We start from the raw sequence: 13,247 nt of genomic DNA on the forward strand, positions 1-13,247 counted from the left end.
GGGAACGCCTGGCGCGGTCTGTACCTGTAGATAGCCCTATCGTACCCCAGCCCGGGGCTAGCTGCTGCGCCGCGCCATGGCGTTCATACCGAACGCGACATCGACCCCTGCTGCGGTTCGTAGACGCAAGTGCGGTTACGCCCCTGCCGCTTGGCGGCGTACAGCGCGGCATCGGCCTGGCGGACCAGCACCGCCGCCGCCATGCCGGCGCCCGGCACCATCGCATCGACGCCGATGCTGACCGTCATCACGCCCTGCTCGCTCTTCAGATGGGGAATCCGCGCGTCCAGCGTGGCCTTGCGGATGTTCTCGGCGATCAGGTAGGCGCCATCGATGTCGGTCTTGGGCAGCAGCACCGCGAACTCCTCGCCCCCGTAGCGCGCCGCCATGTCGGCCGGGCGCCGGATATTGGCCTGGATCACCTGCGCGATGGTGCGCAGGTACTGGTCGCCGTGCTGATGGCCGTAATGGTCGTTCAGCGCCTTGAAATGGTCGGCATCGATCAGCAGCAGCGCCAGCGAGCTTTCCTCCCGTGCGGCCCGCCGCCATTCGCGCTCCAGCGCCTCGTCGAAACGACGGCGGTTCGACAGATTCGTCAGGCCGTCGGTGGCCGCCATGGCCAGCAACTGGGCGTTCTCGGCTTCCAGCGCCTCCTCGGCCTTTTTACGGCGCGAAACGTCGCGGATGTTCAGGATGCAGCGCTCGTCGCCCATCTCGGGCGGCAATCGCTTGACGCTGGCCTCCAGCCAGCTCCACGAGGAATCCCGGTGCCGCGCGGGAAAAGTCAGCATGCGCGGCCAGGACTGCTCGTCGCCGGAAAAAAGCGGGACATAATCCGCTCGCACGAAATCGTCGACATTGCGGCCTTCGATGTCTCCCGGGACCCAGCCCAGCACATCCTTGATGGCGGGCGAGATGTAGGTGACGATGCCGTCCGCCCGGCATAGCGCGATGATGTCGGCGGAGTTCTCGGCCAGCACCCGGTAGCGCGCCTCGCTGCGCAGCGCGCTGCGTTCGGCCGCCAGGCGCAGCGCGAACTCGCGGCGCAGCATCCACACCAGCACCATCGTGCCCGTGCACAACAGCAGTGTCAGGATCGCGATGATCCCCGCCTTGTTGCGCCACGCCGCGTAGATATCGCTGTCGGCCATGCCCACCAGCACGATCAGCGGCAGCGAATCGACCGCGGTGAAGGAATAGAGCCGGACCACCCCATCGGTCGCCGACATGGCCTCGTACGAACCGCTGTCCGACGCGGGATAGCGCGTGAACAGCTGGAGGTCGGTCAGTTGCTTGCCCAGCAGGCCCTGCACGGCAGGAAACCGCGCCATGACCGAACCGTCCGCCCGCAGCAGCATGATGGAGCCGTTCTGGCGCAGGTCCAGCTGGCGAAACAGGCTTTCCAGGTGAGAGATGCGCAGCGTGCTGACCACCACGCCGCCGAAGCTGCCATCGGCTTTCGTCACGCGGCGGCTGACGGCGATGGACCACAGATTGGTCAGCCGCGAGAAAAAGGGCCGGCTCACGAACAGGCCGCTGTCCTTCGATTCCTTGTGGATCCGGAAGTAATCGCGCTGCGAGAATTCGACCCCGCGCGGCTGTACCGACTTGGAGTCCGTGAGCATCCGGCCTTCGGTGTCCAGCACCACCATGGTCCCCACGCCCCGCATCTGCGGCAGGCTGCCGAACAGCAATTGGTGGCGGCGATAGGGGTCCAGCCCTTCGGCTTCGGCAAGCCGCAGGCCGTTCAGCATGGATTGCAGAGAAAGGTCGACCAGCTCGATGTCGCGGCCGATGCCGTCGGCGACCACACGGCCCAGGTTGACCGTGGCTTCCCTGGCCGCTCGCCTGGCATCCTGGCGGGTGTCGTATAGCGCGGCCGCGCATACCAGGCCGAAACACGCGACCACCAAGGTGGCCCATAACGTTAGCCAGCGCATGGACCGAACTACACAGGTTACAAAAATTAACCGGGACTATACATCCAATGGGTGGCCGGCGGCACGCGTCTTGACGGTGATTTGCATTCTGGAGGTCCGGGGATGTCCCGCTCCCCTCCCGCGCCCCCTTTCCGCCATCGGATAAAGGTCCCGGTGTTCGCCGGCCTGTGGCTGGAACACGCGCGGGGGCGGAATAGTCCGGGTGGAACGAGAGGAATGGTGCGCCCGGCCGGAATCGAACCGGCACGCCTCACGGCCGCGGATTTTCTTACCCGCTACTGCTCGCGCAGCCGGATTGCGCAAAGCAATGCCGTTTGGGGTCTGGACTCTGCCTTGACCATCGCGTCGCGCGGCAAGCTTGCCGCGCCAGCCTTAGGTCCCCGCCGTCGAGTCTCTACACACGCCCAGCGGCCAACCTCGGCCGCCTGCTTGGCTCGGCGTTCCCGTGCCAGGGGTTCACCGAATTTGACGGGTTCTACTCCCGGACTTTCGTCCAGGGCACTCCACTTTGTACGGAAGTCCGCTACGTCTACCTGTTTCGTCACGGGCGCACGGGCGGTATTGTAGCCCATGCGCCCCGGCGCCCTCGCCCGCGCCAGCCGCGTTACGAATAGCTCTGGCGCAGCACGTTCTTCTGGACCTTGCCCATGGTGTTGCGGGGCAGTTCTGACACCACGTGGATGCGCTTGGGCACCTTGAAGTTGGCGATCCTGGCCTTGAGTTCGGCGATCATGGCCGCCTCGTCCAGGCTGGCGCCCGGCTTGGGCACGACCACCGCCATCACCGCCTCGCCGAAGTCGGGATGCGGCACGCCGATAACGGCGCTTTCCTCCACGCCCGGCATGTCATCCAGGAAGCTCTCGATTTCCTTCGGGTAGACGTTGAAGCCACCCGAGATGATGAGATCCTTGCTGCGGCCCACGATGGACAGATAGCCGTCGGGCACGCTGGCGCCGCCGGACTCCCCGCCCCAGCGGCCGACGTCGCCGGTCTTGAACCAGCCGTCCGGCGTGAACTCCTCCCTCGTTTTCTCGGGCATGCGCCAATAGCCCTTGAAGACGTTGGGGCCGCGAACCTGGATATTGCCGATCTGGCCCGGCGGGCACGTCTCGCCGGCGTCGTCGACCACCCGCGCCGACACGCCCGGCAGCGGCTGGCCCACGGTACCGCCCAGGCGCTCGCCCAGGGCGGGATCGTAGGGGTTCGAGACCAGCATGACGGTCTCGCTCATGCCGTAGCGCTCGAGAATGGTGTGGCCCGTGCGCTCCCGGAAGGCGTTGAAGGTTTCCATCAGGAGCGGCGCCGACCCTGACACGAAAAGCCGCATGTTGCGGCAGGTATCCCGCCCGAACGCCGGCTCGGCCAGCAGCCGCACGTAGTAGGTCGGCACGCCCATCATGACCGTGCAACGCGGCAGCAGGCGCAGCGCGGCGGCCACGTCCAGCCTGGGCAGCCAGATCATCCTGGCGCCGGCCAGCAGCGCGCCGTGCGCGGCCACGAACAGCCCGTGCACATGGAAGATGGGCAGCATGTGCAACAGCACGTCGTCGGCGCGCCAGCCCCAGTATTCGTGCAGCACGCGAGCGTTGGAAGCCAGGTTGCCGTGGGTCAGCATCGCCCCCTTGCTGCGCCCCGTCGTGCCCGAGGTGTACAGGATGGCCGCGAGGTCGTCCGCGGCGCGCGCGGCCACCGCCGGCTCGGCCGAGGCCTGGGCGGCGGCATCCAGCAGCGTGCCGGTGCGATCGTCATCCAGCGTGTAGACATGACGCGTTCCGGCGCGCCGTGCGCAGCGCTGCACCCATTCCAGGTTCTTGCTGGCGCAGACCACCACCGAAGGCTCGGCATCCCCCAGGAAGTAATCGATCTCGGCTTCCTGGTAGGCGGTATTCAACGGCAGGTAGACATAGCCCGCGCGCAGGGTCGCCAGGTAGAACAGCAGCGCCTCCGGGGATTTCTCGGCATGGACCGCCACGCGGGCGCCCTGGGGTAGATCCAGTGAACGCAACAGGTTCGCCATGCGCGCCGTATGGGTCTCGACATCGCGCCAGGTATAGTCGCCGGCACCGGGCGCCTCGATGCAGACCGCATCGCGGTCGGCGGGAAAACCGGAAGCCAGCAGGGTGTAGAGATTTTCGTCTTTCATCTATCTTCTTCGATACGGGAAGGTGAAGCGTCGCCGCCGAACACGGGGGGGCGCCCTTCGAGGAACGCCGCCACGCCTTCGCGGTGATCGCGGGTATCGCTATAGGAAAAGAATGCCGCCAGTTCAGCCTCCTGCAGCGGCTCCGGCCGCTGCAGGCGCCGCACCATGCGCTTGTTGAGGGTCGCCGCCAGCGGCGCGCCCGCGGCGATCCGGGCCAGGGTGCGCGCCAACTCGGCCTCCAGTTCGGCATCGTCCACCACGCGGGTCAGGAGCCCCTTGGCAAGGGCCTCGGCGGCATCCAGGATGCGGCCTTCCAGCAACAACTCCAGCGCCACCGCGCGGCCGGCCACCGCCAGCAGGCCGGCAAGCTCGGCCGGCGCCATGGGAAAGCCCAGCCGCGCGATGGGTGCGCCCACCCGGGTACTCCGGGCGGCGATGCGCAGGTCGCAGCAGCATGCGATTTCAAGGCCGCCGCCCACGCAGGCGCCCTGCACCAGCGCCACCGTGGGCCACGGGCAATCGTCGATCGCCCGCAGCGCCGGCGCGATGACCTGCTCGTGGTAGCGGCGCACCGCCTCGACGCCGCTGCGCTCCACCGGGAATTCGCCGATGTCGGCGCCGGCCGCGAAATGGCCGCCGGCGCCCCGGATGACGACGGCGCGCAGGGCCGGCAGGTTGGCCGCGTCCCGCATCGCCGTGGCCAGCGCGCGCCACATCCCGGCGGTCAGCGCATTGAGCTTGCCCGCGTGCGCGAGGGTCAGCGTCAGGACACCGCCCGCTCTCGACACGTCGATCCGGCCCCGCGCGGGCGCAGGATTCATGGCTGCGGCCTCGTCCATCAATCGGCCTTGATGCCCGCGTCCCTGGAGACCTTGGCCCAGCGCTGCACTTCCTCGTGCAGATACTTGCCGAACTCGGCGCTGGTATAGCGCGGCACCTCGGAACCGTTGCTCAGCCAAACCTTCTTGATCTCGGGCGAGCCAAGCGCCTTCTGGACCTCGGCGTACATGCGCTCGACGATGGGCTGGGGGGTGCCCTTGGGCGCCCACATCGCATACCAGGTCGAGACCTCGTAGCCCGGCAAGCCGGCCTCGGCAGCGGTGGGCACGTCGGGAAAGGCGGACGACCGCTGCGATGCCGCCACCGCCAGCGGCTTGATCTTGCCGCCCCGGATATGCTGGGCCGACGACCCCAGGCCGTCGAAGGCCAGGTCGACCTGGCTGCCCATCAGCGCGAGCAGCATGGGGCCGGCGCCGGTGTACGGCACGTGCGCGATGTCCACGCCGGCCTGGAGCTTGAACAATTCCCCGGCCAGGTGATGGGAGGTCCCGTTGCCCGCCGACCCGAAATTGAGCTTGCCCGGCTGGCTGCGCGCCTGGGCGATCAGCCCTTTCAGGTCATTGAAGGGTGCGGTCGGCGCCGCGACGATGATCTGCGGTGGCTGCGCGATGAGCGTGACAGGCACGAAATCCTTCTCGATATCGTAGGTCAGCCCCTTGTAGAACGACGGCGCGATGGCATGATGCGCCCCGCCCACGAAAAAAGTGTAGCCATCCGGCTGGGCACGCGCGGCGATCGCCGCCCCCACTGTGCCACCCGCGCCCCCCCGGTTGTCCACCACCACGCTGTGCCCCAGCTGCGCGCCCAACTGCTGCGCCAGCGGCCGGACGAAGGCATCGGTGCCCCCTCCCGCCGGGAACGGGACGATGACGGTCACGGCCCTGGACGGCCAGGCCTCCGCTCCCTCCGCATGGCCACCCGCGGCCGCGCCCACCATGCAGGCGATCAAGGCAATGCTGCGTTTCATCTCCTGTCTCCTCTTTTGGTATGAAGGTACTACACGCTGGCTGGTGCCAGTTCTGATTGAAGTCTTGCGGTGCGCGTCCAGGGGTCAGAGCAGCCGGGCCACCCCCCTGCTCGTCTCGGGCTTGCCCTCGCCCAGCCGGGCCAGGTTGTCGTCGAGCGCATCCAATTCGTAGGCGTAGTTCACCATCATGCCGCATGACTGGGCGCGGCCCTTGCGCGACGTGTCCGCCTTCCAGTTCAGCCGTTCGATGCGGGCACCGTTGCCAAGGTGGAACCGCGCCACCGGATCGAGCGGCAGCGACCCCTTGCGTTCCACCAGATAGCGGGCCGCCAGTCTCATGGCCACGGCCTGCACGGCCGGCGGCGCCGCATCGTCGTCCACCGCCTGCTGGATGGCGGCCAGCACCTGGGCCCCGGTGGCCGCGTCCATGCCGGCCTTCTCCTTGCGGACGATGGCGGCGAGGTCCTCGGCGCTGCGTTTCCTGACCCAGTCGCAAAAACCCGGGATGGGCGACAACGTGGCGAAACGCTTGATCTTGGGCAGTTCGCCGTTCAGTTCCTCGATCACCCGCTTGAGCAGGAAGTTGCCGAAGCTGACGCCGCGCAATCCTTGCTGCGTGTTGGAGATCGAATAGAAGATGGCCCAGCGCGCCTTGTCGAGGTTCTCCATGGGAGCGCCTTCGTCCAGCAGGCTCTGCACGTTGCCGGCCATGTCGGCGCAGAACGCGACTTCGACGAAGATCAGCGGTTCATTCGGCATGCGCGGATGGAAGAACGCATAGCAGCGGCGGTCGGAATCCAGGCGATTGCGCAGATCCGTCCACGAGGCGATCTCGTGCACCGCTTCGTAGATGATGAGTTTTTCAAGCAGCGACGCGGGCGAGTCCCAGGTAATGCGGCGCATTTCCAACAGCCCCACGTCGAACCAGTTCGACAGCAGCCCCTCCAGGTCGCCATCCAGCCCCTGCAGGGTGGGGATCCTGGCGCGCCAGGCCAGCATGTCGGTCCGCAGCTCCAGCAGGAAAGGCAGGCCCTCGGGCAGGGCGTTCAGGCGCTTGAAGAATCGGACCCGGGCATTCGAAAGCGCGCGGGACAAGTCGGAAGGCGTCTCCTTGCCGCCCGGCTCGGACGGCCCCGCCGCCGACGCGCCCACCTCGGCCAGGAGGCCCAGCATGGCGCCGCGGCGCTGGGCATCGGCGGCGCGATACTGCTCTTGCCAGGTCAACGCGGCACGATTGGCCGCCACATCGGTCAGGCGCGCCTGGAAGCACGGCAGCAGCAGCGCACGCTGGCGGTTGGCCTCGCGCGTGGACAAGGGAACGGCCTCGGCGGCCTCGCCAGGCTCCGCGGCCGCCTGGGGCCGCCCTCCCAGCCATTTGCTCCAGCGGGCCAGCAGCGACTGGGCCGGCTGCGGATCGGGGGCCGGCGCGGCGGGCCGCGCATCGGCGATATCGTGACGATCGCTGTTCAACATGTCGTTCATGTCCCTTCTGAAAGACTCAACCCGATTGCCTGGACAGCGAGGCCATCAGGTCCGCGAAGCGCTGCCCCTGCACCACCACGTGGTCGCGCGCGCGCTCGGCCGCGAGCCCGGCATCGCCCGCCAGCAAGGCTTCGACGATGCCCTCGTGTTCGTCATAGGAGGTGGCGATGCGGTCGCGCACGCGCAATTGCAGCCGGCGATACGGCCCCAGCCGGCGATGCAGCTTGATGGCCTCCTCGTTCAGGAAACCGTTGCAGCCCAGGCCGTAGATGGTCCGATGGAAAGTTTCGTTCAGGTAGTAGTAGGCGTTGGCGTCACCCGCGTCGCGCGAGGCCTGGCAGGCGCGATGGGCGTCGAGCAGGCGGCGGTGATCGTCGGCGGTCATGCGCCGCGCGGCCAGCCGCGCGCACATGGCTTCGATCTCGCCCATCACATCGAACATCTCGATCAGGCGCTGGGGCCCGATCTGCGCCACCAGCGCCCCCTTGCGCGGCCGCATTTCCACCAGCCCGGCCGAAGCCAGCTGGATCAGGGCCTCGCGTATGGGCGTGCGGGACACCCCGAAACGGTTGGCCAGCACGGTCTCGTCCAGCGGATCCCCCGGCGACAGTTCGCCGACGGCGATCAACTCTTCGATGGTCTCGCGTAGCGTTTCGGAGCGCTTCTTCTCGTTGCCGAGGGAAAGGGGGCGGGATGACATGAAGCCATCTTGCCCCAGCTTTCTCTTGTATACAAGATATTTTTATAAATACACAAAATGAGCGTCTAGTTACACACCACTTGCCTGCCGCCGCTCCAGCCACAGCGTGGCCAGCAGCATCACCGTCGTGGTCAAGGCCACGGTGACAAGGCTCATCGCCATGCCCTGCCCCACCGAGCCCTGCTCGAATTGGCGCCAGATGAACAGCGACACGGTCTGCACACCCGTGGGCGCGAGCAGCAGCGAGGCCACCAGTTCGCGCGAGGCCACCGCGAACACCAGCAACATGGCGGCAGCCAGGCTGGGTGCCAGCAGCGGCAGCAGGATGCGCGCCAGCGCCGTGACGGTGCCGGCGCCGTGGACCCGGGCCGCGGCTTCCAGGTTGTCGCCGATCTGCATGAGCGCGGCGTGGGAATAGCGCACCGGATACGGCAGCAGCAGGCAGCAGTAGGCCAGCAGCAGGATGCCCCAGGTGTTGTAGGGCGTGGCCGGCCAGAACGCCTGGTTCCAGGCCAGGATCAGGCCCACGCCGACCACCACGCCCGGCATGGTGTTGGGCAGCACGGCCAGGGCGTCGAGCACCACGCGGCCGCGCGTGCGGGTCTTTACCACGCAGTAGGCGACCAGAACACCCGTCAGGCCCGTCACGATGGCCGCGCCGAGCCCCAGCAGCAGGCTCGTGGCCAGTGCGCCCGAGGCTTCGCTGCCGCCCGCCGCGATGGCCTGGAAATGCGCCAGCGACAGATTGTCGATGGCCAGGCCGCCCGACAGCGTGCGGCTGAAGGCCGTCGCGGCAATGGCGAACAGGGGCGCGAAAGTGGCCACCGCCACGATCACGGCGAACAGGGCGGCGATGGGCCAGCGCCAATTGCCCAGCGGCAGGCTTTCGCCGCGCGCGGGCTTGCCCGTGGTGGTCTCGTAGCCCCTGCCCTTGAGCATGCGCCGCTGCCAGACGAAGGCCAGCATGGCCAGCGCCACCAGGATCAGCGACAGCACCGAAGCCCCGGGCAGGTCGATCGGCCATTCGGAGAAGCGCCGCTCGATGCCCGTCACCAGCACGAAGAACCCGGCATTGGCCGCCAGCGCCGCGGGCGTGCCATATTCCTCGATCGCCATCGCGAACACCAGCAGCAGGCTCGCGGCGATACCCGGCAGGGCCAGCGGCAGCGTGATGCGCCAGAAACAGCGCCAGGCCCCCGCGCCGCACACCCGCCCCACCAGCGCCAGGCGGGAGCCGGACGCGGCCATGGTGCGGGAGACGGCGAAATAGACCACGGGCACCACGTTCAGCGTCATCACGAACACGACGCCGCCGAACGAGAACAGCGCCGGCCCGGCATGGATGCCCAGCAGTTGCTGCAAATATCCACGCGGCTGCAGCAGCATGATCCAGCCCAGCGCGCTGATGTAAGGCGGGATCATGAAGGGCACCAGCATCAGCACGTCCCAGAGCTTGGCACCGGGCAGGTCGAACAACCCGCGCAGTGTTCCCAGCGGGATGCCGATGGCCGCCGCGGCCAGCACCACGCAGGCGCCCAGCTTCAGCGTGTTGATCGTCAGTTCGACCAGCTTGGGATCGGCCAGGACACCCGCCAGATGGGCCAACGGCCGCGCCAGCGAGCCCTGGGCGAGTTCTGGAAAGATGGCTTGCAGCAGGACGAAGCCCAGCGGCATGACCACCAGGATGCACAAGGCGGACACCGCGGCCCCCACCAACAACGTGTTCGCGCGCATGAATGCCCGCCTCTTGCTCGACGAAGGTCTAGATATGGGAAGTCATGCCTGGCCGGCGCCCCGATGGGCGCCGGCCAGGTCTGGTCACTTGCGGCCGAACAACGTCGTGAACCGCTCCAGCAGGGCCTGGCGGCCGGCGCGCTGGGACTCGTTCTCCATCGGCAGCGCCTTGATGTCCTTGATCACCGGACGCTTGGCCTGCACGTCCTGGCGGGCCGGGATCAGGTAGGTCGCGGCCACCCGCGCCTGCCCGGCGTCGGACAGCACGAAGTCGATGAAGCGCTTGGCGTCCTGCTGCTGGCGGCTGGACTTGAGGATCATCATCGGCCGGCCGGCGATCACCGTGCCGCTCGCGGGGAAGATGACTTCGATGCTCTCGCCCTTGGCCTGGTTGTCCAACGCCACGTAATCGACCGCGCCGAAGACGGCGGCCTTGGCGCCCTGCAGGACGGGGTTCATCGCCTGCGCATTGGCGCCGGCGATGGCCATGTCATTGCGCTTCAGATCGGCGAACAACCTCCACGCGTCGGCGCCGCGCGCCGATTGCAGGCCGGACAGCAGCTCCAGCGCCGTGCCCGACTGGGCCGGATCAGGCATGTTGACCAGCCCCTTGAACTCGGGCCTGGCCAGGTCTGCCCAGTCCGCCGGACGCGGCGTGCCGCTCTTGGTGTTCCAGGCAATGGCCAGCGCCGACAGGCCTTGCGCCACATAGCTCGGTCCCTTGAATTCGGCCGGCACCTTCGCGGCATTGGGACTGGTGTAGGACAGCAGCCAACCGCGCTTGTGCAGGTCCAGCGCGCTGTCCCACGACGCCGAGATCACCACATCGGCCTTCGGGTTCGAGGCTTCCGCCTCCAGCCGCGCCATCACCTTGCCCGTGTCGGCCTGGAACACGTCGACCGATACGCCGGTCTGCTTCTTGAAGTCGTCGGCCAGTTGCTTGATCAGTCCGGCCGGGCCGGCGGTGTAGACCGTCAGGGCCTGGGCCTGGCCGGCGGCCAGCATCGCGCCGAACGCCAGCGCGCCGATCAGAGGCTTGATTTTCATCATCGAGATTCCTGAGTCGAGAAACGGCATATCGCCGAGGGAAAAGTCACGCCGCCTGCGGAAACCAGCGCAGCCGGCTCCAATCGAGGTCCAGCCCCACCGGGTGCTGGACGGGCATGCGTTGATCGGTCAGCCACGCGAGTTCGAAAGCATGGTGGTCGCTGCCCACGCGCACCGTCGTCGCGTAGTGCCCGCCGCGGAACCGCTGGGCGACCACATGGCCACGCAGCGTTTGGCGCTCGCCTGCTTTCAGCGCGGCATGGGGAATGAAGAGATGACCGGGCCCCGCCGGGCCATCGGCCAGGGGCTCGGGGCAGACCAGTTCCAGGCCGCCGGCCAGTTGCCAGCCTCGTTCGGTACGCACGCCGCTGCGCAGGGCGCCCAGCTTCAGGAACTCCACCACGTCGGGGCTGGCGGGTTCGTTCACCAGCAGTTCGGGGGCGGCGACCTGGCACACCTTGCCGGCCCGCATAACCGCCACCGTGTCGGCCAGCACGAAAGCTTCCTCGTGGTCGTGGGTGACGTACACCGCGGTGGTGCCCAGCTCGCGCAGCAGCAGCCCGATCTCGCCGCACAGCGTCTCGCGCAGGTCCCGGTCAAGGTTGGACAGCGGCTCGTCGAACAGCAGCACCCGGGGCCGCGCGACCACCGCCCGCGCCAGCGCGACGCGCTGCTGCTGGCCGCCCGACAGGCTGCCCGGCGATCGGTCTTCGTAGCCCGCCAGTCCCACCATGTCGAGCGCGCTCGCCACCCGCCCTGCCCGTTCGTGCCTGGGCACGCCGCGCACCTCCAGCGGGAAGGCCACGTTGGCGCCCACGGTCATGTGCGGCCACAACGCGTAGTCCTGGAACACCATGCCCAGGCCGCGCCGCTCGGGAGGAACGAAAGTCCGGCCGTCGACGACGGTGGCGCCGCCAATGGCGATGCGCCCCGCCACCGGACGGCTCAGGCCGGCCAGCAGCCTGAGCAGCGTGGTCTTGCCGCAGCCCGACGGCCCCAGCAAGGCCAGCACCTTGCCCGGTTCGAGCCGGATGTCGATGCCGTCCAGGATGGTGTTGCCGGACAAACGCTGTACCAGGCCCTCGATATCGATCGCGGCGCCGGGCAAAGTAGAAACGGAATGGGAAGCGGAATCAGACACGGATGGACACGAGCAGAAAACGCCGCCGTTCGCCGGCTCGCAAGAGCCCGGCCACGGCGCCGCAGGATCGTGTAAATACTATGTCCGCCCGATGACCGGATCATGACAGCCGGCCGCCGCCCCCGCAGGGGCCGGTTCAAAAGATGGAACTGATCGCGAAATGCTCCAGCACCGTCGGGCATAGCGCCCCAAGCTTCGTGACCAGCCACATGAAGCCGAAAGAAAAACCGGCCAGCAGGGCCAGATCGCGCAAGCGCTTGAGAAATACCGTCCTGGGCCGATACTCCACGCCGTGGTATTCCATGATTGTCAAACCCCTCATGATTGCGAAGATCCCCGACGTGAGTCTATTCGCCTCTGCCACGTATCGCCATATCCGGAAGGTCGTACTCTAAAAACGTGAAAAAACGGCCGGTTCACAACCCCGCCGGACGCACGTAGCCCGGGAAGTCCTTGTCCAGCACGGACTTGAAAAACGGCGATTTGAACGCGGCGGCCAGGTCCCTTGCCCAGGGCTTGCCCTGATCGGCACGGCGGATCGCCACGACCTGCTGGAATTGCACCGGCGGCGTTTCCAGCGCCACCGCGGCGGTCAGCTTCAGCCCCGAGGCGATGGCGAAGTTGCCCGGCACCACCGCGAACTCGGCGTCGCCCACGGTGCGCGGCAGTTGCGCGGCTTCGACCGGCTGCAGCTTGACCTTCTTGGGATTGCTGGCCAGGTCCTTCTCGGTGACGCGCAGCGGATCCACATCCGCCTTCACCGTGATCACCCGGTTCTGCTGCAGCAGCAACAGGGCCCGCGCCAGGTTGCTCGGATCGTTGGGCAGCGTGAAGCGGTCGCCCTCCTTCAGATCGGCCAGGCTCTTGCGCGACTTCGAATAGATGCCCATGGGCGCGGTCGTGCTCTGCACCAGGTCCACCAGGTCCAGTTTCTGGTCCGCCTTGAACCGGTTCAGGTAGGCGATGTGCTGGAACAGGTTGGCGTCCAGCGAGCCTTGCGCCAGCGCCAGGTTGGGCTGCACATAATCGTTGAACTCGACCAGCTTGACCTTGTAGCCCTGCTTCTCGAGCTGGGGCACGATGCCGAGCTTGAGCACGTCGTAGTTGTAGCCGGCGGTCGCGCCGAACACGAGGTCCTTCTTGGCGGGATCGGCGGCTTGGGCGGCGGCGCCCAGCGCCAGGACGGCGGCGGCGGTACCGAGGAGGAAAGTGCGGCGTAGGGTCATGATGAGTCCCGGAGTGAAAACCGGCAC

General features: G+C 67.6%; 11 protein-coding genes. All 11 read right to left on the reverse strand.

Annotation, left to right across the window (positions count from 1 at the left end):
• Window positions 1-83: 83 nt before the first annotated feature.
• Window positions 84-1,940 (reverse strand): diguanylate cyclase, encoded by a 1,857-nt coding sequence (locus AC1Q6E_RS05195; RefSeq protein ID WP_152797570.1) that lies wholly within the window; start codon window positions 1,938-1,940, stop codon window positions 84-86.
• 604 nt (window positions 1,941-2,544) lie between these two features.
• Window positions 2,545-4,083 (reverse strand): malonate--CoA ligase, encoded by a 1,539-nt coding sequence (locus tag AC1Q6E_RS05200; protein WP_296556807.1) that lies wholly within the window; start codon window positions 4,081-4,083, stop codon window positions 2,545-2,547.
• On the reverse strand, window positions 4,080-4,904 hold the full coding sequence (locus AC1Q6E_RS05205) for an enoyl-CoA hydratase-related protein (RefSeq protein WP_152797568.1): 825 nt from the start codon (window positions 4,902-4,904) through the stop codon (window positions 4,080-4,082). Before AC1Q6E_RS05205 ends, AC1Q6E_RS05200 begins: the two co-directional genes overlap by 4 nt.
• Window positions 4,905-4,921: 17 nt before the next feature.
• Entirely contained in the window at window positions 4,922-5,890 is a 969-nt protein-coding gene (locus tag AC1Q6E_RS05210) for a Bug family tripartite tricarboxylate transporter substrate binding protein (RefSeq protein ID WP_492572333.1), read from the reverse strand.
• 84 nt (window positions 5,891-5,974) lie between these two features.
• Window positions 5,975-7,372: a malonyl-CoA decarboxylase domain-containing protein gene (locus tag AC1Q6E_RS05215; RefSeq protein WP_492572334.1), complete on the reverse strand. Its 1,398-nt coding sequence runs from the start codon at window positions 7,370-7,372 to the stop codon at window positions 5,975-5,977.
• Between the two features lie 16 nt (window positions 7,373-7,388).
• Window positions 7,389-8,072, reverse strand: coding sequence for a GntR family transcriptional regulator (locus AC1Q6E_RS05220; protein WP_152799886.1), 684 nt, complete (start codon window positions 8,070-8,072; stop codon window positions 7,389-7,391).
• A gap of 69 nt (window positions 8,073-8,141) precedes the next feature.
• Window positions 8,142-9,806, reverse strand: coding sequence for an ABC transporter permease (locus AC1Q6E_RS05225; protein WP_492572335.1), 1,665 nt, complete (start codon window positions 9,804-9,806; stop codon window positions 8,142-8,144).
• Window positions 9,807-9,890: 84 nt separating this feature from the next.
• The gene (locus tag AC1Q6E_RS05230) at window positions 9,891-10,853 is read right to left on the reverse strand and encodes an ABC transporter substrate-binding protein (protein ID WP_296556805.1); all 963 of its coding nucleotides are present in this window, start codon (window positions 10,851-10,853) and stop codon (window positions 9,891-9,893) included.
• A gap of 46 nt (window positions 10,854-10,899) precedes the next feature.
• Window positions 10,900-11,994, reverse strand: coding sequence for an ABC transporter ATP-binding protein (locus tag AC1Q6E_RS05235; protein WP_152799892.1), 1,095 nt, complete (start codon window positions 11,992-11,994; stop codon window positions 10,900-10,902).
• 136 nt (window positions 11,995-12,130) lie between these two features.
• Entirely contained in the window at window positions 12,131-12,298 is a 168-nt protein-coding gene (locus AC1Q6E_RS05240) for a hypothetical protein (protein ID WP_296556804.1), read from the reverse strand.
• A 112-nt stretch (window positions 12,299-12,410) separates the two neighbouring features.
• Complete coding sequence (locus AC1Q6E_RS05245; protein WP_152799893.1) at window positions 12,411-13,220, reverse strand: MetQ/NlpA family ABC transporter substrate-binding protein; 810 nt, start codon at window positions 13,218-13,220, stop codon at window positions 12,411-12,413.
• Window positions 13,221-13,247 lie beyond the last annotated feature (27 nt).

Source organism: Pigmentiphaga sp. MLSB6-MA01, from assembly GCF_058793475.1.

Coding starts and splice junctions, on each gene's coding strand:
- AC1Q6E_RS05195 (WP_152797570.1), bottom strand. CDS start 1,940: ATGCGCTGGCTAACGTTATGGGCCACCTTGGTGGTCGCGTGTTTCGGC.
- AC1Q6E_RS05200 (WP_296556807.1), bottom strand. CDS start 4,083: ATGAAAGACGAAAATCTCTACACCCTGCTGGCTTCCGGTTTTCCCGCC.
- AC1Q6E_RS05205 (WP_152797568.1), bottom strand. CDS start 4,904: ATGAATCCTGCGCCCGCGCGGGGCCGGATCGACGTGTCGAGAGCGGGC.
- AC1Q6E_RS05210 (WP_492572333.1), bottom strand. CDS start 5,890: ATGAAACGCAGCATTGCCTTGATCGCCTGCATGGTGGGCGCGGCCGCG.
- AC1Q6E_RS05215 (WP_492572334.1), bottom strand. CDS start 7,372: ATGAACGACATGTTGAACAGCGATCGTCACGATATCGCCGATGCGCGG.
- AC1Q6E_RS05220 (WP_152799886.1), bottom strand. CDS start 8,072: ATGTCATCCCGCCCCCTTTCCCTCGGCAACGAGAAGAAGCGCTCCGAA.
- AC1Q6E_RS05225 (WP_492572335.1), bottom strand. CDS start 9,806: ATGCGCGCGAACACGTTGTTGGTGGGGGCCGCGGTGTCCGCCTTGTGC.
- AC1Q6E_RS05230 (WP_296556805.1), bottom strand. CDS start 10,853: ATGAAAATCAAGCCTCTGATCGGCGCGCTGGCGTTCGGCGCGATGCTG.
- AC1Q6E_RS05240 (WP_296556804.1), bottom strand. CDS start 12,298: ATGGAATACCACGGCGTGGAGTATCGGCCCAGGACGGTATTTCTCAAG.
- AC1Q6E_RS05245 (WP_152799893.1), bottom strand. CDS start 13,220: ATGACCCTACGCCGCACTTTCCTCCTCGGTACCGCCGCCGCCGTCCTG.